At 48.2% G+C, this 23,555-nt stretch carries 26 protein-coding genes and 1 pseudogene; 14 read left to right on the top strand and 13 right to left on the bottom strand.

Features of this window, described 5'->3' with window-relative positions:
- The first annotated feature begins 2 nt into the window (after nt 1–2).
- The 3 genes from arsA (OGX98_RS12190) to arsC are packed head-to-tail and all read left to right on the top strand — an operon-like array spanning nt 3 to nt 3,528.
- Nucleotides 3–1,754 (top strand): arsenite efflux transporter ATPase subunit ArsA, encoded by a 1,752-nt coding sequence (arsA, locus tag OGX98_RS12190; RefSeq protein ID WP_016538087.1) that lies wholly within the window; start codon nt 3–5, stop codon nt 1,752–1,754.
- A gap of 46 nt (nt 1,755–1,800) precedes the next feature.
- A complete protein-coding gene (gene arsB / locus OGX98_RS12185) occupies nt 1,801–3,090 on the top strand; it encodes an arsenite efflux transporter membrane subunit ArsB (RefSeq protein WP_016538086.1) in 1,290 nt (429 codons plus the stop codon).
- A gap of 12 nt (nt 3,091–3,102) precedes the next feature.
- Nucleotides 3,103–3,528 (top strand): glutaredoxin-dependent arsenate reductase, encoded by a 426-nt coding sequence (gene arsC, locus OGX98_RS12180; RefSeq protein ID WP_000065761.1) that lies wholly within the window; start codon nt 3,103–3,105, stop codon nt 3,526–3,528.
- Nucleotides 3,529–3,558: 30 nt separating this feature from the next.
- Here arsC and arsA (OGX98_RS12175) read toward each other — a convergent pair whose 3' ends face one another.
- The 8 genes from arsA (OGX98_RS12175) to OGX98_RS12140 all read right to left on the bottom strand — a co-directional run bounded on the left by arsA (OGX98_RS12175) (nt 3,559) and on the right by OGX98_RS12140 (nt 9,122).
- Nucleotides 3,559–5,316 carry an arsenical pump-driving ATPase gene (gene arsA / locus OGX98_RS12175; protein ID WP_001057013.1) on the bottom strand — a complete coding sequence of 586 codons (1,758 nt, stop codon included), beginning with the start codon at nt 5,314–5,316 and terminating at the stop codon, nt 3,559–3,561.
- 20 nt (nt 5,317–5,336) lie between these two features.
- Nucleotides 5,337–5,699: an arsenic metallochaperone ArsD family protein gene (locus tag OGX98_RS12170; RefSeq protein ID WP_000034287.1), complete on the bottom strand. Its 363-nt coding sequence runs from the start codon at nt 5,697–5,699 to the stop codon at nt 5,337–5,339.
- 75 nt (nt 5,700–5,774) lie between these two features.
- Entirely contained in the window at nt 5,775–6,320 is a 546-nt protein-coding gene (locus OGX98_RS12165; RefSeq protein WP_001286343.1) for a sigma-70 family RNA polymerase sigma factor, read from the bottom strand.
- 8 nt (nt 6,321–6,328) lie between these two features.
- Nucleotides 6,329–7,042: an arsenical resistance protein ArsH gene (gene arsH, locus OGX98_RS12160; protein ID WP_000145398.1), complete on the bottom strand. Its 714-nt coding sequence runs from the start codon at nt 7,040–7,042 to the stop codon at nt 6,329–6,331.
- Nucleotide 7,043: 1 nt separating this feature from the next.
- Complete coding sequence (locus OGX98_RS12155) at nt 7,044–7,367, bottom strand: ArsR/SmtB family transcription factor (protein ID WP_000423544.1); 324 nt, start codon at nt 7,365–7,367, stop codon at nt 7,044–7,046.
- A 185-nt stretch (nt 7,368–7,552) separates the two neighbouring features.
- Nucleotides 7,553–8,128, bottom strand: a complete 576-nt coding sequence (locus OGX98_RS12150; protein WP_000665320.1) for a hypothetical protein — start codon at nt 8,126–8,128, stop codon at nt 7,553–7,555.
- Between the two features lie 102 nt (nt 8,129–8,230).
- Complete coding sequence (locus OGX98_RS12145) at nt 8,231–8,437, bottom strand: helix-turn-helix transcriptional regulator (RefSeq protein WP_000985661.1); 207 nt, start codon at nt 8,435–8,437, stop codon at nt 8,231–8,233.
- A 103-nt stretch (nt 8,438–8,540) separates the two neighbouring features.
- On the bottom strand, nt 8,541–9,122 hold the full coding sequence (locus OGX98_RS12140) for a YagK/YfjJ domain-containing protein (protein ID WP_000347296.1): 582 nt from the start codon (nt 9,120–9,122) through the stop codon (nt 8,541–8,543).
- A gap of 378 nt (nt 9,123–9,500) precedes the next feature.
- Here OGX98_RS12140 and OGX98_RS12135 point away from each other — a divergent pair, with 378 nt between their 5' ends.
- Nucleotides 9,501–10,298: a YagM family protein gene (locus tag OGX98_RS12135; RefSeq protein WP_000003883.1), complete on the top strand. Its 798-nt coding sequence runs from the start codon at nt 9,501–9,503 to the stop codon at nt 10,296–10,298.
- Nucleotides 10,299–10,530: 232 nt separating this feature from the next.
- Here OGX98_RS12135 and OGX98_RS12130 read toward each other — a convergent pair.
- Nucleotides 10,531–10,773 (bottom strand): annotated as a pseudogene (locus tag OGX98_RS12130) (cytochrome b/b6 domain-containing protein); the annotation flags it as partial.
- Nucleotides 10,745–10,897 (bottom strand): hypothetical protein, encoded by a 153-nt coding sequence (locus tag OGX98_RS12125; RefSeq protein ID WP_156123960.1) that lies wholly within the window; start codon nt 10,895–10,897, stop codon nt 10,745–10,747. The gene OGX98_RS12125 and the pseudogene OGX98_RS12130, both read right to left, overlap by 29 nt.
- A 514-nt stretch (nt 10,898–11,411) precedes the next feature.
- On the opposite strand from OGX98_RS12125, the gene OGX98_RS12120 reads away from it, so the two are divergent.
- Complete coding sequence (locus tag OGX98_RS12120; RefSeq protein ID WP_001515348.1) at nt 11,412–11,984, top strand: cytochrome b/b6 domain-containing protein; 573 nt, start codon at nt 11,412–11,414, stop codon at nt 11,982–11,984.
- A 199-nt stretch (nt 11,985–12,183) separates the two neighbouring features.
- On the top strand, nt 12,184–13,107 hold the full coding sequence (locus OGX98_RS12115; protein WP_000167917.1) for a cation diffusion facilitator family transporter: 924 nt from the start codon (nt 12,184–12,186) through the stop codon (nt 13,105–13,107).
- Between the two features lie 172 nt (nt 13,108–13,279).
- Here OGX98_RS12115 and OGX98_RS12110 read toward each other — a convergent pair whose 3' ends face one another.
- Both OGX98_RS12110 and OGX98_RS12105 read right to left on the bottom strand, forming a co-directional pair.
- Nucleotides 13,280–13,882, bottom strand: coding sequence for a site-specific integrase (locus OGX98_RS12110; RefSeq protein WP_016538085.1), 603 nt, complete (start codon nt 13,880–13,882; stop codon nt 13,280–13,282).
- Nucleotides 13,883–13,973: 91 nt separating this feature from the next.
- The gene (locus OGX98_RS12105; protein WP_000878752.1) at nt 13,974–14,156 is read right to left on the bottom strand and encodes a hypothetical protein; all 183 of its coding nucleotides are present in this window, start codon (nt 14,154–14,156) and stop codon (nt 13,974–13,976) included.
- A 218-nt stretch (nt 14,157–14,374) separates the two neighbouring features.
- Here OGX98_RS12105 and OGX98_RS12100 point away from each other — a divergent pair, with 218 nt between their 5' ends.
- On the top strand, nt 14,375–15,460 hold the full coding sequence (locus OGX98_RS12100; RefSeq protein ID WP_000521770.1) for a DUF4297 domain-containing protein: 1,086 nt from the start codon (nt 14,375–14,377) through the stop codon (nt 15,458–15,460).
- A complete protein-coding gene (locus OGX98_RS12095) occupies nt 15,460–17,112 on the top strand; it encodes a coiled-coil domain-containing protein (RefSeq protein WP_001575467.1) in 1,653 nt (550 codons plus the stop codon). Before OGX98_RS12100 ends, OGX98_RS12095 begins: the two co-directional genes overlap by 1 nt.
- 342 nt (nt 17,113–17,454) lie before the next feature.
- On the opposite strand, the gene OGX98_RS12090 is transcribed toward OGX98_RS12095, so the two are convergent.
- On the bottom strand, nt 17,455–18,615 hold the full coding sequence (locus OGX98_RS12090) for an alpha/beta fold hydrolase (RefSeq protein WP_227660412.1): 1,161 nt from the start codon (nt 18,613–18,615) through the stop codon (nt 17,455–17,457).
- Between the two features lie 112 nt (nt 18,616–18,727).
- Here OGX98_RS12090 and OGX98_RS12085 point away from each other — a divergent pair, with 112 nt between their 5' ends.
- From OGX98_RS12085 to OGX98_RS12060, 6 genes are all read left to right on the top strand, one after another.
- Nucleotides 18,728–19,639 carry a LysR family transcriptional regulator gene (locus OGX98_RS12085; RefSeq protein WP_223952566.1) on the top strand — a complete coding sequence of 304 codons (912 nt, stop codon included), beginning with the start codon at nt 18,728–18,730 and terminating at the stop codon, nt 19,637–19,639.
- A gap of 150 nt (nt 19,640–19,789) precedes the next feature.
- Complete coding sequence (locus OGX98_RS12080) at nt 19,790–20,653, top strand: GTPase family protein (RefSeq protein ID WP_001071225.1); 864 nt, start codon at nt 19,790–19,792, stop codon at nt 20,651–20,653.
- Between the two features lie 94 nt (nt 20,654–20,747).
- A complete protein-coding gene (locus OGX98_RS12075; protein ID WP_000197385.1) occupies nt 20,748–21,572 on the top strand; it encodes a DUF932 domain-containing protein in 825 nt (274 codons plus the stop codon).
- 208 nt (nt 21,573–21,780) lie between these two features.
- Nucleotides 21,781–22,491 carry a hypothetical protein gene (locus tag OGX98_RS12070; protein WP_024198336.1) on the top strand — a complete coding sequence of 237 codons (711 nt, stop codon included), beginning with the start codon at nt 21,781–21,783 and terminating at the stop codon, nt 22,489–22,491.
- A 25-nt stretch (nt 22,492–22,516) separates the two neighbouring features.
- Entirely contained in the window at nt 22,517–23,053 is a 537-nt protein-coding gene (locus OGX98_RS12065; protein ID WP_000219797.1) for a DUF4339 domain-containing protein, read from the top strand.
- Nucleotides 23,054–23,094: 41 nt separating this feature from the next.
- On the top strand, nt 23,095–23,532 hold the full coding sequence (locus OGX98_RS12060) for a hypothetical protein (protein ID WP_024198335.1): 438 nt from the start codon (nt 23,095–23,097) through the stop codon (nt 23,530–23,532).
- Nucleotides 23,533–23,555 lie beyond the last annotated feature (23 nt).

Below are 23,555 nucleotides of genomic sequence, written 5' to 3'. Positions count from 1 at the left end.
ATATGAAATTCTTACAGAATATCCCGCCTTACCTGTTTTTTACCGGCAAGGGTGGTGTAGGAAAAACTTCTATTTCCTGCGCGACGGCTATCCGCCTTGCTGAACAGGGTAAGCGGGTTTTGCTGGTCAGTACTGACCCAGCCTCCAATGTCGGTCAGGTGTTCGATCAGGCTATCGGTAATACCATTCGCCCTGTGGCAGCAGTTCCTGGACTTTCCGCTCTGGAAATCGACCCGCAGGAAGCCGCCAAACAATACCGCTCCAGAATCGTTGATCCTATCAAAGGTCTTTTGCCTGATGACGTTGTTAACAGTATCAGCGAGCAGCTTTCAGGAGCCTGTACCACTGAGATTGCGGCGTTTGATGAGTTCACCGGCTTATTGACAGACGCTTCCCTGCTGACCCGCTTCGATCACATCATTTTTGATACAGCGCCGACGGGCCACACGATTCGCCTTCTCCAGCTTCCCGGTGCCTGGAGTAGCTTCATTGAAAGTAACCCGGATGGTGCTTCCTGTCTTGGCCCAATGGCCGGGCTGGAAAAGCAGCGTGAGCAGTATGCTCATGCGGTAGAGGCGTTATCCGATCCTGAACGTACCCGCCTGGTTCTGGTTGCGCGACTGCAAAAATCTACGCTGCAGGAAGTCGCCCGCACCCATGAAGAACTCGCCGCAATTGGCCTGAAAAACCAATACCTGGTGATTAATGGTGTGCTGCCTAAAGCCGAAGCTGAACATGACGCCCTGGCCGCTGCGATATGGCAACGTGAGCAGGAGGCACTGGCAAATCTTCCTGCCGGTTTATCTGGGCTACCGACAGATACCCTATTACTACAGCCAGTCAATATGGTTGGTGTTTCAGCATTGAAGGGACTTCTGGATACCGGTTCTGAGGCATTACCGCTCCCGGTAACGAACATCCAGTACACGCCTGAAAACTTATCGCTCTCTGGCCTGGTTGATGATATCGCTCGCAGTGAACACGGTCTGATTATGCTGATGGGTAAAGGCGGTGTGGGTAAAACCACAATGGCTGCGGCTATCGCCGTCAGTTTGGCAGATAAGGGTTTTGATGTGCATCTCACTACCTCAGATCCTGCTGCACACCTGAGTACAACGTTGAATGGCAGCCACAAAAATCTGCAGGTCAGCCGAATCAACCCTCACGATGAAACTGAACGCTATCGTCAGCATGTTCTTGAGACGAAAGGCAGGGATCTGGATGAGGCAGGGAAACGGCTGCTCGAAGAGGATTTACGTTCTCCTTGCACGGAAGAGATTGCGGTGTTCCAGGCGTTCTCACGCGTAATCCGTGAAGCAGGCAAACGGTTTGTGGTCATGGATACGGCACCTACCGGGCATACGCTATTACTGCTTGATGCGACCGGGGCTTACCACCGAGAGATTGCCAAAAAAATGGGGAGTAAAGGTCATTTTACTACCCCAATGATGCAGCTTCAGGACCCGGAACGCACCAAAGTCCTGCTGGTCACTCTGCCTGAAACCACACCGGTACTGGAAGCGGCAAACCTGCAGTCCGATCTTGAGCGTGCGGGGATTCATCCGTGGGGCTGGATTATCAATAACAGCCTTTCCATTGCGGATACGAGTTCTCCGTTGCTTTGCCAGCGCGCCCAGCAGGAACAGCCTCAGATTGAGGCTGTTAAGAATCAGCACGCTAACCGTATAGCGCTCGTTCCGGTACTGGCTTCTGAGCCAGCCGGTATTGAAAAACTCAGAGAGTTGGCGAGTTAATTTTTTGTTTTTACAGGGCGGTAGAACCGCCCTGTCAGGAGGATGTATGTTACTGGCAGGCGCTATTTTTGTCCTGACCATTGTTTTGGTTATCTGGCAACCGAAGGGATTAGGGATCGGCTGGAGTGCAATGCTAGGCGCAGGACTGGCTTTGATATCTGGCGTTGTGCATGTAAGCGATATTCCGGTGGTGTGGAATATCGTCTGGAACGCGACAGCGACCTTTATTGCGGTGATTATCATCAGCCTGCTGCTCGATGAATCCGGCTTTTTCGAATGGGCGGCATTGCATGTTTCACGCTGGGGTAACGGTCGTGGCCGTTTGCTCTTTACGTATATCGTCCTGCTAGGTGCAGCGGTGGCGGCATTGTTTGCCAACGATGGTGCGGCATTGATTCTTACTCCAATTGTCATCGCCATGCTGCTTGCATTAGGTTTCAGTAAAGGTACTACGCTGGCATTTGTCATGGCCGCCGGGTTTATTGCCGATACGGCCAGTCTGCCGCTTATCGTGTCCAACCTGGTTAACATCGTTTCTGCAGACTTCTTTGGGCTGGGCTTCACTGAGTATGCGTCGGTAATGGTGCCGGTGGATATTGCCGCTATTATCGCCACGCTGGTGATGCTGCATCTGTTCTTCCGCAAAGATATTCCGCCGACTTACGACCTGGCTCTCCTGAAAGCACCTGCAAAAGCTATTAAAGATCTGGCAACCTTCAGAACCGGATGGATAGTGTTGATCCTTCTTCTGGTTGGCTTTTTTGTCCTTGAGCCGGTGGGTATCCCGGTCAGCGCGATTGCTGCTGTAGGAGCTGTCATTCTGTTTGCGGTGGCGAAACGAGGCCATGCCATTAACACTGGCAAAGTGCTTCGCGGTGCGCCATGGCAGATTGTCATCTTCTCATTGGGGATGTACCTGGTGGTCTACGGTCTGCGCAACGCTGGGCTAACCGAATACCTTTCAGGTGTGCTGAACGTACTGGCGGATAAAGGACTCTGGGTTGCGACGCTTGGTACTGGCTTCCTGACGGCTTTCCTGTCTTCCATCATGAACAACATGCCTACCGTGCTGGTTGGCGCTCTCTCTATTGATGGCAGCACTGCAACAGGCGTTATCAAAGAAGCGATGATCTACGCCAACGTGATTGGCTGCGATCTGGGCCCGAAAATTACACCTATTGGTAGCCTGGCAACGCTGCTCTGGCTGCATGTCCTTTCACAGAAGAATATGACCATCACCTGGGGATACTATTTCCGCACCGGGATCGTCATGACTCTGCCTGTGCTGTTTGTAACGCTGGCAGCGCTGGCGCTACGTCTCTCTTTCACTTTGTAATGAGATACTGATATGAGCAACATCACTATTTATCACAACCCGGCCTGCGGCACGTCGCGTAACACGCTGGAGATGATCCGCAACAGCGGTAATGAGCCGACTGTTATTCTTTACCTTGAGACCCCACCTTCACGCGATGAGCTGGTCAAACTCATTGCAGATATGGGCATTTCCGTCCGGGCTTTGCTGCGTAAGAACGTCGAACCGTATGAGGAACTGGGTCTTGCAGATGATAAATTTACTGACGACCAGCTAATCGATTTTATGTTGCAACATCCGATCCTGATTAACCGTCCGATTGTAGTGACGCCACTGGGAACTAAACTTTGCCGTCCTTCTGAAGTCGTTCTGGATATCCTGCCAGAATCTCAGAAAGGGGCTTTCACCAAAGAAGATGGTGAAAAAGTCGTTAATGATGCAGGTAAAAGACTGAAATAAAAATGAAGGGGGCATTTGCCCCCTTCATGGTTACTTAGCCATTTCTTTCAGTAGGTCAATACCTACCGGCTCTTCGCTCTGTAACGCAGTTAATGCAATACGCTTTGCATACTGCTCTTCCACATCAGAGATGAGAGGCAACTCGCGGTTCGCCCTGGTCTTCAGGAAAGGTGAAGACGGTTCAGCTGCCGCCAGGCTGTTATTCACAACCCATGCCCATGGCTCGATGCCAGCGCGACGTAAATCCTGCTGTAGGTTCGCCGCTTCAAGTACCGGTGTCGTTTCGGCAAGCGTCACGATAATAACCTTTGTCTTCTCCGGGTCCTGCAATTGCATCATTGGCGTCATCACATGGTCATGTGTTTGCCCCATCTGACGCACCATTTCCCGGTGATAGGCTCCTGTTGCATCCAGTAGCAGAAGTGTGTGACCTGTTGGCGCGGTGTCCATAATAACAAAATGATCGTCTGCCTCTTTGATGATCCGCGAGAATGCCTGAAACACGGCGATCTCTTCAGTACATGGCGAGCGGAGATCTTCCTCCAGCACTGCTAGTCCCTCAGCGTCTAATCCTTTGCCCTGATTTTCCAGCACAAAGCGGCGATAGCGCTCTGTCTCCACCTTCGGATCGATACGGCTGACCTGAAGGTTTGGCAGCGAGCCATCCAGCGTATAAGACAGATGTGCTGCCGGATCGGACGTCGTCAGATGGACTTTATGACCGCGTTTTGCCAGCGATACCGCGATCGAAGCTGCAACAGTCGTTTTGCCCACGCCACCTTTACCCATTGCCATTACCAGACCTTTACCTGTCAGGCTGAGTTCATCTACCAGTGAGGCAAGTTTCGGTAAATCCAAAGTATTCAGCGTGGTAGCAGGGAGCGGCAGCGAGGCTTTGTTCTCCGTAAATAACTGACGCAGCGCTTCCAGACCGACCAGATTAAATGGCTTCAGATACAGCTGCGAGCGGGGAAGGTTCGCCAGGTTCTCTGGCATTGCCTGTAATGCTTTTTCTTCTCGAGCCAGAATACTTTGCGCCAGTGGATCATTTTCACCCGCAAACGGCGGCAGCACGCCATTAATGGCAAGGTGTTGATGCTGCAAACCGATAGCAGAAAGCTCATCGTGCGTATGAGAGACTTCTTTCAGTGTTGAAGCTTGGGCTCGGGCAACCAGAACCAAGCGCGTGAGAGCTGCATCAGACAGCGCCTTAACCGCGTCTGAGTACTGGTGCTGTTGTTTCTCCAGCCCCACCAGCGGCCCGAGGTTAGCGGCGGCATCAGGGTTCGCTTCGAGATAACCGCTCCAGGCCCCCGGCAACTCAAGCATACGGATGGTATGACCGGTTGGCGCAGTATCAAATACGATATGGTCATACTTTTCCCGCAACTCATGGTTGGTAAGAAGACCAGTAAACTCATCAAATGCCGCGATTTCCGTAGTGCATGAACCGGAGAGCTGTTCTTCAATGCTGCTGACCACATCGGCTGGCATCAGCCCGCGAACCGGGTCGAGTACTCGGTCACGATATGCCTGTGCTGCAGCCATCGGATCAACTTCCATCGCGGCAAGATTTTCTACGGTACTGATATCTGTGATTCGGTGGCCGATAGTCTGGCTAAAGACTTGGCCGACATTGGAAGCCGGATCGGTACTCACCAGAAGCGTTCTCTTACCCTGATCGGCCAGCCATACCGCAGTAGCACAGGCCAGGGATGTTTTACCCACGCCACCTTTGCCAGTGAAGAAGATGAACGGGGGAATGTCTTTTAAAAATGGCATATTCATCAGTGATTGCTCCTCTGGAATTAAGGCATACGTGGAATGCTGCAGCAGCGTGGTTGCGTGCTGTCTTCACTCCAGTCCTGACTAAGCGGAATACCTGCCCAACGGGCGATATCTTCACGAGTCGGGAGTTTGCCTGCCATCACGAGTTTGCCGTCGAGCAAGGTGACAGGGAGAGACTCCATCCCTGATGTGTTCAGAAACTCTTTAATGACCGGCGAATTCAGGAACTGCTGCGGGTTCTTCGCAAGGCTGTAGCGCTGTATATCAACGTCATTCTTTTTCGCCCATTCGGCGCTGGCGTTCCATTTGACGGCTTCGTCACTGACTACAACGCTGCTGGTTGCACAGCAGCCTGCTGCTTCAAAGATCTCAATTTTTGACATGGACTGTTTACCTCAGTGTTTAGTCATTTGGCTTTACACTGAGGTAAACGAAGGTGGTGGGGAAAAGATGCGCGATTAATTCATTTTTTTGTGGCAGCAGACGGAAGACGTGTCATCCGCCTCAATCTGACAAAGTTCTGTCATCGTCTCTTTCAGGTGTTTTCTGGCCCGAAGTAGTCGGGATTTAAACGCCGTAAGCGTGATTCCCAGTTCATCGGCCAGGGACTGCTGGGGACGCCGGTTAAGGTCGGATTCTTCAATCAACCACCGCTCATCTTCAGGTAATGCCTGCAATGTTTCAGGCAGGCAAATATCCAGCGTTGAGATTGCATCAGGGGATGCATCAGTGAATGGGGCATCATCTTCCAGCTCAACGAATTCCCTGGTGGTGCGGTACTCATCAATCAGCAGATTCCTCGCCGCCCGATACAGCCAGGCTCGCGGATTCTCCATTTCGCAGAAACTGTCTGAATGAGCGCGGGCACGCAGGAATAGCTCTTGCAGAAGGTCTGCTGCTTTTTCGCTATCACCTGTCTTAGATGTCAGAAAGCGAGAGAGTTCGGCTTCATGTTGCCGCCAGAACACGCTCATGCAGTTGTTGAATGCCGTTACATCACTCATACCAGCCCTCAAATTTTGCTCTGATTAACCCGCCGTGAAAGTTCTTCTGCAGACTCTTTTCGTTCGCTGTAGCGATCAACGAGATAGGCTGAGTTACCTCGGGTCAGCAGAGTAAATTTCACCAGTTCTTCCATCACATCCACGATCCGGTCGTAATAAGACGACGGTTTCATTCGTCCATCTTCATCAAATTCCTGCCAGGCTTTTGCCACAGAGGACTGATTCGGGATGGTGATCATCCGCATCCAGCGGCCAAGAATGCGCATCTGGTTTACGGCATTGAAAGACTGAGAGCCACCGCAGACCTGCATAACGGCCAGAGTCTTACCCTGCGAAGGGCGAACAGCGCCTTCTGATAACGGTATCCAATCAATCTGGGCTTTCATGATGCCGGTCATCGCACCATGGCGTTCAGGGGAACACCACACCATCCCTTCGGACCAACGAACCAGCTCGCGCAGTTCCATGACTTTAGGATGCGAGTCAGGCGCATCATCAGGAAGAGGCAAGCCAGAAGGATTGAAGATCCGCACTTCTGCGCCCATGGCGGTCAGTAACCTTGCCGCTTCTTCCGTTGCCAGTCGGCTGTAGGAACGTTCGCGCACAGAGCCGTACAACATGAGGATACGTGGAGGATGGGGAACGGCAGGAACACCGAATCTTGCCTCTGTGATTGAGGTGTCGAACAAACCCGAATCAACATTCTTAAGATCACCTGTCATTTTACTTCTCCGTCTTCTGGGGCAGGGGGAGGCAGTCGTTAGTCCCTGAGCAGCATTCTTCTGTCAGGAAGGCAATCAGAGCCTCAAGGTTTTCATATCGAGCGTGGCAAAAAAGCGTTCTGCCCTGACGTTCCTGGCGTACCAAAGAAACTGATATCAACGAGGAAAGATGATGGCTCAACGTAGACGCTGGGATTTCGAGCCGCTTCTGCAGTTCGCCAACCGGTAGCCCTTCATGCCCGGCTTTAACCAGCTCTCTGTATACGCTTAGGCGCGTAGGATGACCCAGCTCTTTCAGGGTTTCTGCTGCTTTCGAAAGCTCCATTTATATCTCATTTCTATATTTCCGGAATTATAGAATAATATCGTATCTTCCAATAAATACCAATAGTGAATGGGCCTTGCCCCTGAACATTTTGGATAAAGGGGGAGCATCATTGAGAAAAAGTGGGGAGTAGCTCTGCTCTTTTTCCCAGGAGTAAAACGGTTAGGCACAGATCGGAACTGATATTAGTGGCCGGTAAATAGCAGATATTCATCCATCATTTGCGTGAGGGATATGTTTTCCTCCTGCCGTCCAACCAGCCACAAGCCTAGATCTTCAGGTGCCTTACGTTTCAGGTTATCCAACCAGTCTTCCAGCGTCGCACCCATCATCAAATCGTACCAACATAGCCAGACCAGTTTGTGGCGATGCTCCGGTGAACTGAATTGGTGTAACAGGCTAATCAGCCTATTTGCCAGTGGGCGTTGTTTGAGGCGGATACATTCACTCAGTAATATCCCTTCCAACATTGGGTGGTGCAGTAAAGTTTTTTGCCTTGTCTCAAGGCTGATTTGCATATCAGTCAATACCGACACTGGCTCTGGATGCTGACTTCCGTAAATCAGTCGGTAAAGGCACTGTGGTACCACTGCAGTCATCTGCCCTGCGCCGGGAAAGTACAGACTGCCCACCATCAGATGGTGGCTGGCCTGAATATTGGGATGACACATGCCATTTATGATGGCCAGTTTTGTGAACCCGTTTAGCCAACGTTGATAGCTGACCAGCAAACTGTTATATCGCGTCTTTGTCTCTTTCATGGTGGATTATCCCTGGATACTGAATGACAGGCAGCCGCAAACCTCCGCTATGAGAGGATAAAGAGTTTGCCTGTCAGGAAAGTGATATGTAAGGAGAGGTATTTAGCTGCGTGATTCGTGGATTCTCGCCTGTAGCCAGGCTTCCACTTCACTCTGTAGCCATCGTGAACTTCGCCCCAGTTTGATGGGTTTTGGAAATATGCCATCTTTGATGAGTCGGTAAATCCACTTATCACTGACCCCCAGCAGGCGGGTGATGAAAGTCATATCAACGAACTGATCTTCAAGCAGGGAAGGTTTAATTGCCATGGTGAGATTCTCCGGTAGCTAAGTAAGTACCGGAGTCGTGTGATGAATCACTGTACCCTTCTCCGGCATAACAACCGGAACTGACGTAAAAAAGTGCGTCGTTTTATCGAAGCCCTCGCGGTCTGCCCAGTCCACTCGCGGGTGGTACCTCGTTGGCCCCGTAGTAAGTCTGCCCGTATTTTGATTTCTCCTTGGCGAGATAGCTGATGATGTAGCGCAGGTTGTCGATGGCTGCAGCATCATCGTAATTGACGGGGCGGGTGATATCGGCTTCGTAGCACTTCTTGGGATCACAGCGATTGTGGTACCCCTCACCCTGTGTAATCTTCTGCCAGGCAGCCCCCGCCTGTTCAGCCACCGGAAAGGTGGCCTGGTTATGGTGACCATCAAGATACATCACGATATGGGCATGGCATTTGTGTCGGGAAGTACACTCCAGTACCCAGAAGTGGCCCACGATGTTGCTCTCTAACATCAGATGTTCTGTTAACTGGCGTACCTCCCTTTCTGTCTCGTACCATCCGTGATGGTTATAACGCCATGTGTCATTCTGATAGAACACATCGAGTCTGAGGGGCTGAAGGCGGGAGTAACGTTCCAGTAGCTGATCAAGATGGTGGTTCAGTAACGACAACAGGAACCAGTTCATTGTGTATTTGCGATTCCAGGGCCAGGGAAAGTCCATGATTTAATCCTCTGTAGTGTGTGTACAAAGGAAGGTGGTGATATGTAATTTTTATGCAGGAAAGTCACAGTATTTCTGTTTACTGAGCAGTACTGTGGGGACAGAAGATATACAGACGGGGTAAGCGGATCACTGGGGAAGGGGATATGAAGAGGAAGTTCTTAAAACATGAAGACCTTAATTATACTAAAAACCCAAATGTTCGCTCCTGGTATCCAGGCTGTCCTGACAGCATCATATTCAGTATTTTTACGTGAGAGCATGTTACTATGAATTGATAACTAAAGAGAAAGAGCAATAGAATAAACTTGTTGATAATAAAGGTGTTTAAGGTTAATTGTTATGCACTTTTTCTAAAATGCTTAATAGGTGATTGGCATGTCAGAACGAATCACTTTCAATGTAACCAATTCTGAGACTCTGCGTGTTGTGGATGAATACAGCAAAAAACAGAAGATCTCACGATCGCAGGTTATTTCCACATTGCTGGATGCCACCGTTCCGGTACTGAAAGATATTAATCGCTATTATCAGCTTGCGGACGAACTTAAGGCCCGGCTACTGTCTGGTGTCTACCAGCAGGATTTGCCTCGCCGAAGAAATGTTGTAGCTGCTGAAAAGTATTGTATGGAGATCTGGGAGAGTAAGCTTCAGGTTGGAAAAGGGTACGACTTTGACAGCGTCAATGGCAAGGTGCATGTTCGCGAACATAAGCGACACCTCCGTCGGGATAATGCAGTTGGCAGGGTCGAAAATCGACATATCAAAGAGTTCTGTCAGTCGCTCCTGGAAAGATCAGAACAGGATGCCCGCTATGCCTGTTTTATCTATACCGAAAGGATTATTTTTGCTGATGTTGAAACCTCTGGACACTCTTCATCCCCAATAAAACTGGCAGCAGGTGATGCTGTAATTTTGCTGGCAAAAGATGTGGTTTTTAACGAGTTTTTCTTTGATATAGGTAAGGCGCTTTTTATTAATGTGGTTGATCTTATGTCATACGGTACAAGTGGTATCCCGGAGACGACAGGAGACCCACGTGTTCATTGCTGGGTGCCAATTCTGTTTAGTGGGAAAAATGCCGTGATAGTACCTGTGTACCTGATTGACCCTGCTACGGCCCCGACGTTAAGAAAACCAGACAACATCACAGTGGTTTACCAGGACAAAAAGTAACGTTGATTCTTGTTCCTGCCATGCCATGCGTTTTCATCTATCCCGTGGCAACCTCAGACTCATCTAGGTTGAATTACCTTGTGCAGGTGAAAGTCAGCAATGTGATAAAGAATATACAGTACTGAGCTGCAGGCATTCTGTCTGACATGAACCAGGGCTACAGGGGATATAACGAAGCGTTGAGGGCAGCAATATTGCTGCCGGGAAGACGCTCCCCCGGCAGAAACACAAATTAAATCGGCTTGTTGTGATCAGGAAGCATTCTACATAGTGTGTTGTCCTTCTGGACATAGTGATGAAGCAACGCCGCTGCCGCATGGAAAGCAATGAAGAAATATCCGGCATTACCCAGTGTTTCGTGAATATTTTTCAGTACTGACTTCACCAAAGGGTCGGGCGTAGCAAAAGGAGAAATAGTGAGCCCCAGAAAAATCCAGCTCTTACCGTTAATAGCCATCAGAGCGACCTCCAGTAATTTTCTCCGAAATGAATGCTGCATAGCCATGATCTTCTGTCGGATTATCGCGCTTCAGCGGCCAGTCGATATCGTCATCCTGCCGGGCGATATAACCATCAAGTGCCCCGTATTCAGGTTGCATAGACCCGTTGAACTCACAGCACGAAGCGGTTAGAACTAACTGAGCTGAAGGTCCGTTGTGAGCGAGAAGCGGACATTGCAGACTGCCCAGTAGAAAAAGTGCTATCAGAATTATCTAAAGGAAGATCGTATTTACCATGTCTCATTCTAACTGTTTAATAAATTACAAAAATTAAAATTTCCATTTAATATCATCGCGTTAAGCAAGAGAATTAAACCTCTCATTTAATTTATGATTCTTATTTAATTCATGAGTTGGTGTAAAAATAGGTTGCCGCACTATAGAAAGACACATATTTAAACCCAGCAGGAAATCATATTTGAAAGTAATGTGTTTAAGGGGCTGCGTAACAAGAACAGCAAGTAAACACATAGTAATAACAGTTACCATTCCCATTTCGCAAGTGGCCATATCAGAGGTGAACTAATGCCTGCTGCAATTTTAAGAATTAAGGTTATCCTAATAATTCTTTTGTATGATTAAGATCATCGATAAATTTACTAAGGACTCATTAATGAAATTGCGACTCTGGAATCTATTACCCCATGATTACGCTCCTTTTTTTCGTATTCTTCACATCATTGTGGCATTTCTAATATTATCACAAATTATTAACTCTAATCTGACAGAGACCGAAGCAATTGGTGAACATAGTCTTGAAGGAGTTATAACCTGGATGCACATTATTTCAGGGTTAGGACTGATTATTTGTGGTTTTATTATGTTAAGTTGGATGCTTACTCAAAGAGGTTTTACTTATTATTTTTCATGGGTAGGGCTTGACTTTAGTGGTATTAAGCAAGATATAAAAACGTTGACTAGTTTCCGACTGCCCGATGCACATTCGGGAGGTATTGCCAGTACAATCCAAGGATTTGGAGTTCTAGCATTGCTAATTGTAGCACTTTCAGGTGGCCTATGGTTCTTGTTGAATACCATGCAGTCAAATCTGGCTGAAACAGTAATCCACTGGCATAAGTTCTTTACTACTTTCATTGAGGTCTATTTTTATGCACATGGTGCAATGGGAGTTTTGCATATTTTAATTGAAAAATATAAAAGCCGCTCAGTTAACCTAAGTGACTAATCTGTTGTGAGATAATATTACTTCAAGTTGAAGAAAACCCTAAAAATAAAATTTAGTTTACTAGAAGATGAAACAGCACTTGCAGAGACTTTTTAATTAAATTTAATAAAAACGAAAAAATATTCATGGCGAAATGATTGTTTAATTATCTATCATGGATAGAAATGTGAGTTAGTCGTCCTATTTTAGGAAGTTAATAATGACTAAAACAAAAGGGTTACCTCGTCCGCTGACGCACTACGCTTGGCTTTCCATTGCCACGGCTATTGCCACTATCGGACTCAAAGGTGTGGCGTGGAAAATGACCGGTTCGGTCGGTCTGCTATCTGATGCCATCGAATCCGTAGTTAACCTCGCAGGAGCCCTAATGGCGCTCTGGATGCTGACCTTGGCTGCGCTTCCGGCCGATGAGAACCATGCATATGGGCACGGCAAAGCCGAATATTTCTCGAGTGCTTTCGAAGGATTTCTGATCCTATTGGCGGCAGCCAGTATCGCCTATACCGCAGTTGAGCGGATGTTAACTCCACAGCCGCTTGAGGAGATTGGTCTCGGATTACTGGTTTCAACAGTCGCATCAATCCTTAATTTTGTGACGGCTCGCATTTTGTTAAGGGCTGGCAGGCAGCACAACTCTATCACTCTTGAGGCAGATGCTCATCACCTGCTGACCGATGTCTGGACGTCGGTCGGTGTCATTTTTGGTGTCGGACTGGTTTATCTGACCGGCTGGTTTTGGGTCGATCCGATCGTTGCATTGCTGGTCGCAGCCAACATCGTTTGGACTGGTTATCAGCTTATGAGTCGTTCAGCTGCAGGTCTGATGGACGTATCGCTACCCACGGAAGAACTCAAAAAAATCGAGTCACTGCTGGCAGGATATCGTGAACAGGGGCTTGATTTCCATGCACTACGTACACGCCAGGCTGGCGGGCGGGCGTTTATGACAATGCACATCCTAGTTCCTGGGCGATGGACTGTTCAATATGGGCACGACTGGGCCGAGCGTATAGAGAATGATATCCGCACCGCACTGCCTTTTATCCATATCACCACTCATGTGGAACCGTTGGAAGATCCCGCGTCAATGAACGACCAAACGCTCGACATTTCTGATCACTAAACTAACCACATGTCGCTGGTCGGGCAGGGTAACAAACCTCGCTCTACAAAAATTTCAGGTATTCTCTATAATTCTGAGGGTACTTGATGTGACCTGCGCCCAATTGTTGGGCACGCAATATTTTTAAAAAGTCCGCTTCTGGCACAGGGCTGCTGTTGCAGCCCTGATAACCTTAGACTTCAATCGATTCAGAAATCTCTAACGCATCATCGACTTCAATGCCCAGATAACGGACTGTGCTTTCCAGTTTCTTATGACCCAACAGAAGTTGGATCACCCGGAGATTCTTGGTTTTCTTGTAGATCAGGTAAGGTTTTGTTCTTCTCATGGAATGTGTGCTGTAAAGCGTCTCTTCGAGACCAAGCTTTGCTACCCACCCATGAAAGATTCGGTTGTATTGCCGGGTTGAAATATGCTGGTTAGTTCCGATCCGAGACCGAAACAAGAAGTCTTTACTGTGCAAATTGCCAAGCTTTATCAATGCAGCAACAGCTTCTCTTGTCCCTTTGGTTATCTCAAATTGCACAGGGCTACCGGTTTTCTGTTGCAATACCGTTGCTCTGCTCGAAACAGAGCTACCATATGCAACATCAGATACTTTGAGTTTGACCAGATCACAGCCTCGAAGCTTACTGTCCAGTGCCATATTGAACAGAGCTAAATCGCGCGTTTTACCTTCCAGTTCAAGTCGGATTCGGATACCCCAGATATGAGATATCTGAAGTGGCCTTTTTTGGCCTATGATACGGTCTTTGTTCCACGGTGACGTGTTCATACTCAAATCTCCTGCAATGTGGGAGATTTGAGTATGGTTGTCCCTTATGAGCGATCTGCTGACATTACCAGCATAGTGGCGTATTAATCATCTAGGAGCAGGTCACAATCTCAGCCATCAAGCTCTGGACTAACCCAACTGCGAAACGCTGCAGACTAACAAGACCATCTTCGTCGTCCTCGCCGTAGAAACGTGTGAAGGCAACCGATCGCACCTTCTCATAGTCTTCACCATGTTCATCGCCTCCAAAACGCTTGGCGAGCGCCGCCAGCACGTACTTCAAAGACTCTTGGTCCTCCTCTGAACGAATAGAGCTATGACTTCGCTAGAGACAAAGTCGCTTACTTAGCTTCCCTGTTTCGATGTTGCAACTCACATATTTTTAACTTTCAGAATGTGTTACCCAATAGTTCGTGCTAATGCTACTATTTGTATTCAATCGGATTAATGATGTTGTTACGCGAGTCCATTGAACTAAACATAAGGGAGTATATGGGGTTAGCTGAAACATTAGTTAGTATTCCGCAGTCTGAAAGAGGCGGTGAGATTGCTCAACGTGGGTTTGACTATCAAACTTGCTGGGCTTTATCTCAAATGCTGGAATATGAACTAGATGAAAAGAACTATGTGTTTATCTTCGAATATCATGATGATGTTCTTATTCTTGATGACGAAGTTTCTCCAACACAACTCACATTTGCTCAAGTAAAAACAAGAGAGAAACACTGGACTGCATCCACTCTTAGTAATAGCACCAAGAAGAACCCCATATCTATCATCGGTAAGTTATTTATTCATCAAAAGAATTTCGCCGAATATTCACCCAAGCTCCTTTTTGTTACTAATGCTTCTTTCAATCTATGTGAGGAAAACGGTGGTAAGTCTTGTTTTGGTGCAAATGAAGTCAAAGTGGAGTATCAGACGAGCTTTAAGAAAGCAATCAAAGATCAAGTAAAGCTTGATGACTCCAGTATCGATCTTTCTGTTATGCGTTTCGTTCAATCCTCATTAAGCCTAGATGACCACATTACACATCTAAAAGGTAAACTATGCGATTTCCTTAGCAAGAAGTTTGGCGATAGCATTAGCCTGAGTGTTAATGCATTAGCTTCTTTGCTTGAACAGGCGTGTCGAGAAAAATCCAAGGTAAAATCCGCAGATATTATTAATTTTCCTGAACTTATCTCACGAAAGGGTTTCTCATCAGAAGCATTGAATGGTGTGCTTGATTCCTTGAATGCAAGTAATAGTTTAAAGCCTGATTGGGACAAAGCTAGTCCCCTATTCAATGATCTTGGCAAAACATCGCTTCAGCTCATTATCCTGCAAGCCATGTTCTCACAAGTTTGCATCGACCTTAACCAAAACAAAAAAAATCCTTCGACTGTATATCTAGAATATGCAATTAGCCTTTACGATGAGGCGAGTGCTCACTCGGATTTGAAATTATATCTAACTGAAACCATGTACAAAATTGATGCACTTTGTCCAGATTATGCATTGACTTTAAAGTCAGGGAAGAAAGAATGCATAGTTATTTACTCAATAATCCAGAAGCTCTTAGAGGGAGGTGAATAATGAAAAGCATATACTTTAAAAGTGCTCATATATTATCCCTTCGCGATAAGAAAGGATTCTCCTTCAAGTTCTCACCTGATATTAATATCATTACAGGTGAGAACGACACAGGTAAGTCTAGCTTTATTAAGAGCTTATATCATACATTAGGTGCTGATGTTCGACTGGATAAAAAGTGGAAAGAAGATAACTTTGTTTCAAAAGTTGTTATTTGTGTTAATAATCGTGACTATGCGTTTCTTCGCCACGAAAAACGTATTTCCATTTTCGATATAACAGCAGGACAAGAGCATCACTTAGTGACCTCTAGCTCTCGTGCAGAGATTGCATTAGCTGTGCGTGATGTCTTTGATTTCAATTTGGAGCTTGTGACTAAAACTAATTTGGTTCAGGGACAAGCACAACCAGCAAGTCTTTATCTCCCTTACTATATTGATCAAGATAACGGTTGGGGGAAGGTTTTAGATTCATTTAGCAGTTTGGCTATGTATGAGGACTGGCAAAAAAATATCTTGAATTTTCATACTGGTGTAAAACCAAAGGAGTACTATACTTTACAAGGAAAGATTAATTTAATTGATATCGATCTTGTTGAAATCCGAACGACGTTAAAAGCTCTAAAGAGAGCTAAAAAGCGATTCGAAGAGTCATTTGGAAGAGTACTTTTCGATGTGGATGTAAAATATTATGAAGAGCTGCTGGAACGTTTCCTTCGTAAGTGCCAAGACTTACATCAAGAAGAAACAGAATACAGAATTAAGCTCATAAAAATATTATCTCTACGAGATGAATTAGTAACAGAAATAGAGGAATCAAAAAGACAGCTCGATGAAAATGATATAGATTCTTTGCTACCATCGGCAGGCTTAGAAGCGAGATATGTAGTACTTGAGAATAAAGAAAAGCTATTGCAAATCATACCAAAGTTGTATGAGGAAAAATCTGTATATGATGATCAACTCTCTAAAATTAAAGAAGATTTGAAACAGGCTATAAGCTTAAGCTCAGAACTCAAAAACATGCTTCTGGAAGTCAAAGAGCAACTGACTCTTCAAGACGTTATTAAGTCTCAAGCAAGTAAGCAGGTTGAGGTAACTTTCGATGAGCAAATTAACGAATTACTGCTAAAAATAGGCGAATTGGATGTTGCTAGAACTCAGCTTTCAAAAGAAATAGCAAAGTTCGAAGATAAAAAGCGAGCAAAAGAAATCAATGATAAGTTTAAAGAGTCACTGAAGTTTGCGCAAACTGAGTTAGGTATCAAAGATCCTAAAGTTGGAACTATTCTTCAATATGGTCCGATTTCTAAGAGCGAAACAGGCAGCCGTGCTCCAAGGTCAATATTGGCTTATCACTATGCTCTTCTAAAAACAATAGAAGATAAATCGACAAGTCCTATGCTTCCAGTAGTAATTGACTCGCCTAAACAACAAGATCCAGATCCGCGCACAACAAAAAAGTTATTCGATTTATGTATTAATGGTTTATCAACTAATAGCCAGCTAATTATCGGCTCAGTTTCATTTGAAAGAGAAACGAATCAGTTTAAAACACTTATTATGACTGAAAAATACAGTCTGCTAAAATCAGAGCTTTACAATCAGGTTTATCAAGAGATTATGCCTCTTTATGAACGAGCTGCGTTATCATAATCTGATCATTTATATGGGAACACGCTCATCACTATGAGTGTGTCTCCTCATAGTTACGCTAGCTATCAATTAAATTAGCCTATTCAATTGACCAGCTCTTCATTGATCAACAATAAGTGCTATTAGCTACTTCAGCTTTCGGCACAGAGAGGACGAGATGGCTGGTTTGAAGGTCCGCTGTGAGCGAAAAGCAGGCGCTCCGAAAGCAGCAAGACATAACAGCAATCTTGCGCTCATCGTTATTACCGCATGCCTTAAAACGGCATGCGGGTGGTGGCGGATGTCACTTACCTCTCTGCAGCCACGCGATATTGCTAGCGCAAGCTATTCTTACTGAACTCACTACGTTCCTGATGGATTTGAAATCAGCAGCCGCCAACCTCCGTCAACGCTTCGCAACAACACCTGCGTTGCTGTACCGGACTCTTCGTGCAGTGTTCTATCCTTGGTGGTTATGGTCAAAGTCCAGTCAATAATAAGCAGAGCAATTTCACCGGCGGAGAGGATCGAGCGGATATGGTTTCTGATAACTGGCTGGGATGATGTCAGTGACAAAAAAGTGTCCCGAAGCTTTTCAGGATCGCTTTCGATGACCACACCATCAGTCATTTTCATAGTGGCACGGTTACTGAACAGAGCCAGCAGGTCATCAACCCTGCCTGCATTGAAAGCATCATCAAACGCGGCTATCGTTTCGACAGGCGAATGGTAGACTGCTGTCCCCCCTTCAATGGCGGCTGTAAATTTTAACAGGTGGCTGGCGACCTCTGTAGGGGCCTCCAGAGGCAAGAGATGTCCGACGTCTGGAATAATATACATTGATGCATGTGAAATAAGGGGCAGCAATTCTCTTTGCAGAGTAGCCGGAAGGTCTACACGATCCAACTCCCCTGAAATGACCGTCACAGGGACATTAATTGAGGCCACTTCCTGGGTAATGTCTTCGCCGATAGCCGTATTAGGCCAGCCTTCTTTGGCCTCGGATGAGGCCCTCAAACTGTCCTCGATTACCTGTTCACGCAGAGCAGAACTTAGTGCCCCCGCTGTCAGGACATTATCAATCACAAAGCCGACAGATTCGCGGCTGTTATATGCGCTGGATAACGTATCGCGCTGCTCAGGCGTGAGACGCATAGGTGAAGGTGGAGAGGGAGCGATAAGCATCAGGCCTTCAAGACCTGCAGGCCGACGCGACGCCATCAGTTGGGCAACTTTTCCCCCCATCGAATGGCCAATAAGAATGTAGCGTTTAAGCTCAAGCGCTGAAATAACCCCTTCGGCATCCCGAGCAAGGTCACCAATTCGGTATCCTGATTTAGGTGCGTCTGAGCCCCCCCAGCCCCGGTGGTCGATTGCAACTGTGCGGTAGTGGTCAGGTAACTGACTTATCACGCTCTCCCATGTACGGGATGAACCGCCATAATAATGCAAAAATACCAGTGCAATTTCACCGCTGCCCTGTTGCTCAATGTGGATACCCGTTCCATTCACCTTAATTTTCATCGTCTCATGCCTCTTCATGTCATTAAGGTAATGGTAATTGCTGTCATGAGTGATGATAATCAGCGTAATTGTGTCGACAGCCGATACTCTGATTATCGAATGGTGGTAAGTTATGGACAGGTTCACCAGCATGCAGATTTTTATCGCGGCAGTGGATGAAGGCAGTTTCGCCGCCGCCGCGAGACGTTTTAAGCTTTCGGCTGCAATGGCAGGAAAGCATGTCAGCGCTATAGAATCTGATCTAAATGTACGACTTCTTCAGCGTTCAACACGCCGTCTTAGCCTGACGGATGCCGGTGAGCGGTATTATGAACGTTGCAAAGTTATTCTTGAGGTTCTTGAGGATGCGAACCGGGAAGCCAGTGATGTTCAGAAAACACCGAAGGGGTTGCTTCGCGTTGCAGCACCGGTCGCCTTCGGTGCAATGCATCTTGGTAGGATCGTATCACGCTACCTGGAGCAATTTCCGGAGGTCAGTCTGGACGTTGTACTGGAGGATAAATACGCCGATCTGCTCGAAAATCGAATCGATGTTGCCATCCGAGTTGGGCGTTTTGAGGATCCGACACTGGTTACGCGGCGGCTGGCACCTTGCAGGATGGTTTTGTGCGCTTCACCGGAGTATTTGAAAAAACATGGCACACCAGAGACGCCGGATGATCTTTCCCGTGCGCCTCGACTGGCGTTCAGCCAGGCGGTTTCAGCGGGAGACTGGACGATTTATGATGCACAAGGCAGGCCGCACAGTATTGAAGGCCCATGCCGTATGACTGCCAATAACATTCAGTTGCTTCTTGAATCCGTACTGGCCGGAACAGGCATTGCTTACGGGCCCAACTTTGTTTTTGGCGAGCATATTAAGCAGGGCAAGCTGATAAAGCTGCTGCCAGCATACCGGACGACTGAACTTACTATTCAGGCTGTTTATCCCAGCGCGATCCGTATTCCTTTCAAGGTTCGCAGCTTTGTTGATTTTATTGCTAAAGCGTTAGGAGATACACCGCTGTGGGGAGAAGAAAATTGAAATATGCAAGAAGTAACATCCGCTTCTGGCACAGAACGGCCTATCAGCATTCTAAAAATATTCAGATATATATCATTCCCCTGAACATACCTCATTAAAGGCAGAACCTCACGGTCTTGCCTTTTTTGTTTTCATTTCAGAGGAGCAGTAATGAATCAATTTGAAGGTTTACAGTCACTGCAGCATTCGCTTTCTAACCTGCCGCACTGGGCATCAGAGCGTATTCTGCAGCAGATAAATCAGCTTACTGACTATGAGCCGGTGATTGGCATCATGGGTAAAACTGGCTCGGGCAAGAGCAGCTTATGTAATGCCCTGTTTACCGGTGAGATTTCACCGGTCAGCGATGTGACCGCCTGCACACGCGAACCCTTACGCTTTCGCCTGCAAGTGGGGAAGCGCTTTATGACGCTGGTGGATTTACCCGGCGTCGGGGAGTCTGAGCGCCGGGATACAGAGTATGCCACGCTGTACCGTAAACAGCTCCCCCAGCTGGATCTGGTTCTGTGGTTGATTAAGGGTGATGATCGGGCGCTGGCCGTAGATGAACATTTTTACCGGCAGGTGATTGGTGAAGCATACCGGCATAAGGTGTTGTTTGTTATCAGCCAGTCTGACAAGGTTGAACCCACCTGCGGTGGTGAAAAGCTGTCTACAGAGCAGAAACGAAATATCAGCCTCAAAATCTGTCTGCTGCATGAGTTGTTCCAACCTGTAAACCCTGTCTGTGCGGTGTCGATACGTTTGCAGTGGGGGCTGCGGATGATGGCTGAGCGGATGATTCGTTGCTTGCCACGGGAGGCCAGTAGTCAGGTGGCAGTACAACTCAGTGCGCCACTTCGTACCGATGCCGTTAATAAAAAAGCCCGTGACGATTTTGGTGAAACGGTCGGCTCGGTACTGGATACAGTAAGTTCCATGCCCCTGATACCGGCCCAGGTTCGGTCAGTCATCCAGTCTGTGCGCGACATCGTGGTATCAGTCGCCCGTGCAGTCTGGAATTTCTTCTTCTGAACATTAACCCTTCTAACCCGTAGTTTCCTGAGCCCTGCCGCGATTTTGCGGCGGGGCTTTTTGTATTTAATTTTCCATCATGAGGAGTCTGCTTATGACCCGTCTGGCTTCGCGCTTTGGCGCAGCAAACCTTATTCGTCGTGACCGTCCGTTAACCCAGGAAGAGCTGTTTCGTGTAGTGCCCAGTGTCTTCAGCGAGGAGAAGCATGCGTCTCGTAGCGCACGGTATACCTGGATACCAACCATTACCGTTCTTGAAAATCTGCAGTGTGAAGGCTTTCAGCCTTTCTTTGCCTGCCAGACCCGGGTGCGTGACCCAGGGCGTCGCGAGCATACAAAGCATATGTTACGTCTGCGCCGGGAGGGACAAATTACTGGCAAGCAAGTCCCAGAAATCATTCTGCTCAATTCTCATGACGGCACCAGCTCGTATCAGATGTTACCGGGATTATTCCGTGCGGTATGCCAGAACGGGCTTGTCTGCGGTGAATCGTTCGGCGAGGTGCGGGTACCGCACAAAGGAGATGTCGTGAGTCAGGTGATTGAGGGGGCGTATGAAGTGCTGGGTATTTTTGACCGTGTGGAAGAGAAGCGGGATGCCATGCAGTCGCTGATGCTGCCGCCGCCCGCACAACAGGCTCTGGCACAGGCCGCACTGACGTACCGTTTTGGTGAGGACCACCAGCCGGTGACAGCACCTCAGATACTCTCCCCACGCCGCTGGCAGGATGAGAGCAATGACCTGTGGACCACATACCAGCGTATTCAGGAGAACCTGATTAAGGGCGGGCTCAGTGGCCGGAGTGCAAAAGGTGGGCGAACACATACCCGCGCCGTGCGTGGTATCGACGGCGATGTGAAGCTCAACCGGGCTCTCTGGGTGATGGCGGAAGCGATGCTGAGTGGGTTTCAGTCCTGAGCTTGTTATCAGCATGTTGGGAAAGGACACTCCCTGTCCGTTTTACCTCCATTGGATTGAGTGTTTTATCACCGTATTTCACGGTGCGCCGCGTTGGGCTTGCCTCCGGTGGCAGATAAAAAATAGTTCATTCCATGTCCATACCCTGTCCGCCCCCCTCTTTAGAATCATTTCATATTCAGTCAGTTAATTATTACGGAGATTTGAGATAACACAGGCAGAGCGCCGTCACGACCGACTGGCTGTCAGGCTGTCACTGATAATCAGCCGCCTGGTTGCCGGTGAGACGCTGAACATGGCCCGGCTGGCTGCAGAGTTTAGTGTGTCAGTCCGTACCCTGCGACGGGATTTTCGCGAACGGCTGATGTATCTGGACCTGGAGTATCGACGAGGGCAATGCCGCCTGCGCAGCACCAGTGGGGGCGTACAGGGTGAGCTGGATGCGCTGACCTTTGCTCACCGGTCCGGACTGGCCGATATCTTTCCGGGGCTGGACCGGCGTCTGGCGGGCATGCTGCTCACAGCAGGAGGGATGCCCTGTCTGGTGTGGCAACCGCCACAGACTATATCACCGGCCACCTCACTGGTGTTCTACCGTCTCGTCAGTGCTATTACCGCCTGCCAACGGGTACTGCTGCTGGCTGAGGGAGAGCGCTGTGACGGACTGGCCCCGTACCGCCTGATATCACTCGACGGCTGCTGGTACCTCACCGGTGAACTTAACGGGCATATCACCGTGCATCCACTGGCGACCATCCATGCGGTGACAGTCCTCAATACAACTTTCACCCCGCTAAAACGTCTCAGCCAGTTAACCACACAGGCGGGCTTTATCCGGGCCCTTCCGCACTTCAGCTGTATCCGTGAAGTCCTGTCTCCTGGGCCCTCAGAGGAGGAGCCGGGCAACACACTGATTTAATTACCTCTGTTAAGAAGGAAAAACAATGACCTGGCATTACGAGAAAAATGGCATACGCCACGACAATGTGACCGAAGACGACATCACCAGCCTGATTATGCGCGGTGAACTGACTGCATCCACTCTGGTGTGGCGACAGGGAATGGCAGAGTGGCAGCCGGTCTCCGCTACTCCGCTGGCTTCGACGCTGCTCCGGAGCACCACACCACCAGCGCTGCCGGGGAACCGCATTCCGGGTGGCGTTGTGTGGACGCTGGCATTTGCTCCCTTCATTGGCTACGCGCTGGAGTTGTGGACTGCAGGATTGAGCGGGATGTCATTTGACGAGGCATATGATGCCGTCTCGGGTGGGCAGTACTGGTTTATCACGCTGCTGCTCAATATTGCTCTGGGGTATCTCGATGAACGACGCCTGCGTAAGGCCGGAGTGGACACCACCACGTTCGGCAAACTGGCCTGGCTGGTGCCGTTCTATCTGTGGCGGCGGGCGAAAACTCTCGGTCAGAAACCGGCTTACTTCTGGGTATGGCTTTTGATGCTGGCCCTGACTGTCTGGGCCTGAATGACCGCTACCTGATTCTTTCTCTGTTTAGGACCAACGTAATGAAAACACTGATTAAAGTACTGGGTATTACCGGCAGCCTTCTGCTCTGTGTGGGCGCTCAGGCTCAGCCTTATAACCGGACCCTCCCTGCTGTAGTTAATGACAACAACGGGAACATTTTCTGGTGCGATGCGCATCGTCAGGTTACCGGAAAATGCGAAGCCATGTCTGTTGACCGCCTGGGCGGGATGGTCACGGTGCGTTCCGCACCCTTTAAAGACTGCGAAGGCGGCCTGTGGGGCTGGATAACTATCATGCGCAACGATGTGTCGAAAGGATTCACCATTACTCCGGACAAGAAATACGGACTCACCGTAAAAGACCTGTGCCGTCCGGGCACGGTAGTGACCTTTAAACCCAACCAGAAGAAGCCGGAATATGACGACCTGGTGGCACTTTACCAGGGCAAAGAGCTGTTTCGCTACCGGCGCTTCTGATAACACCCGATATCAACCTCTCT

The sequence above is a fragment of the Citrobacter sp. Cm046 genome, from assembly GCF_030333065.1.
Taxonomy (GTDB): Bacteria; Pseudomonadota; Gammaproteobacteria; order Enterobacterales; family Enterobacteriaceae; genus Citrobacter; species Citrobacter murliniae.
The sequence above is the reverse complement of the archived record's forward strand: the minus strand, read 5'-3'. Positions and strand labels throughout refer to the sequence as shown.

Excerpts from the sequence above, each read along its gene's own strand:
- OGX98_RS12170 (WP_000034287.1), bottom strand. The coding sequence starts at position 5,699 with ATGTCAAAAATTGAGATCTTTGAAGCAGCAGGCTGCTGTGCAACCAGC.
- OGX98_RS12135 (WP_000003883.1), top strand. The coding sequence starts at position 9,501 with ATGTCAGAACGAATCACTTTCAATGTAACCAATTCTGAGACTCTGCGT.
- OGX98_RS12080 (WP_001071225.1), top strand. The coding sequence starts at position 19,790 with ATGAATCAATTTGAAGGTTTACAGTCACTGCAGCATTCGCTTTCTAAC.
- arsA (WP_016538087.1), top strand. The coding sequence starts at position 3 with ATGAAATTCTTACAGAATATCCCGCCTTACCTGTTTTTTACCGGCAAG.
- arsB (WP_016538086.1), top strand. The coding sequence starts at position 1,801 with ATGTTACTGGCAGGCGCTATTTTTGTCCTGACCATTGTTTTGGTTATC.
- OGX98_RS12140 (WP_000347296.1), bottom strand. The coding sequence starts at position 9,122 with ATGGACTTTCCCTGGCCCTGGAATCGCAAATACACAATGAACTGGTTC.
- OGX98_RS12100 (WP_000521770.1), top strand. The coding sequence starts at position 14,375 with ATGGGGTTAGCTGAAACATTAGTTAGTATTCCGCAGTCTGAAAGAGGC.
- OGX98_RS12065 (WP_000219797.1), top strand. The coding sequence starts at position 22,517 with ATGACCTGGCATTACGAGAAAAATGGCATACGCCACGACAATGTGACC.
- OGX98_RS12145 (WP_000985661.1), bottom strand. The coding sequence starts at position 8,437 with ATGGCAATTAAACCTTCCCTGCTTGAAGATCAGTTCGTTGATATGACT.
- arsH (WP_000145398.1), bottom strand. The coding sequence starts at position 7,042 with ATGACAGGTGATCTTAAGAATGTTGATTCGGGTTTGTTCGACACCTCA.
- OGX98_RS12060 (WP_024198335.1), top strand. The coding sequence starts at position 23,095 with ATGAAAACACTGATTAAAGTACTGGGTATTACCGGCAGCCTTCTGCTC.
- OGX98_RS12090 (WP_227660412.1), bottom strand. The coding sequence starts at position 18,615 with ATGAAAATTAAGGTGAATGGAACGGGTATCCACATTGAGCAACAGGGC.
- OGX98_RS12120 (WP_001515348.1), top strand. The coding sequence starts at position 11,412 with ATGAAATTGCGACTCTGGAATCTATTACCCCATGATTACGCTCCTTTT.
- OGX98_RS12110 (WP_016538085.1), bottom strand. The coding sequence starts at position 13,882 with ATGAACACGTCACCGTGGAACAAAGACCGTATCATAGGCCAAAAAAGG.
- OGX98_RS12155 (WP_000423544.1), bottom strand. The coding sequence starts at position 7,367 with ATGGAGCTTTCGAAAGCAGCAGAAACCCTGAAAGAGCTGGGTCATCCT.
- OGX98_RS12075 (WP_000197385.1), top strand. The coding sequence starts at position 20,748 with ATGACCCGTCTGGCTTCGCGCTTTGGCGCAGCAAACCTTATTCGTCGT.
- OGX98_RS12095 (WP_001575467.1), top strand. The coding sequence starts at position 15,460 with ATGAAAAGCATATACTTTAAAAGTGCTCATATATTATCCCTTCGCGAT.
- OGX98_RS12115 (WP_000167917.1), top strand. The coding sequence starts at position 12,184 with ATGACTAAAACAAAAGGGTTACCTCGTCCGCTGACGCACTACGCTTGG.
- OGX98_RS12125 (WP_156123960.1), bottom strand. The coding sequence starts at position 10,897 with ATGCAACCTGAATACGGGGCACTTGATGGTTATATCGCCCGGCAGGAT.
- arsC (WP_000065761.1), top strand. The coding sequence starts at position 3,103 with ATGAGCAACATCACTATTTATCACAACCCGGCCTGCGGCACGTCGCGT.
- OGX98_RS12150 (WP_000665320.1), bottom strand. The coding sequence starts at position 8,128 with ATGAAAGAGACAAAGACGCGATATAACAGTTTGCTGGTCAGCTATCAA.
- OGX98_RS12085 (WP_223952566.1), top strand. The coding sequence starts at position 18,728 with ATGGACAGGTTCACCAGCATGCAGATTTTTATCGCGGCAGTGGATGAA.
- arsA (WP_001057013.1), bottom strand. The coding sequence starts at position 5,316 with ATGAATATGCCATTTTTAAAAGACATTCCCCCGTTCATCTTCTTCACT.
- OGX98_RS12165 (WP_001286343.1), bottom strand. The coding sequence starts at position 6,320 with ATGAGTGATGTAACGGCATTCAACAACTGCATGAGCGTGTTCTGGCGG.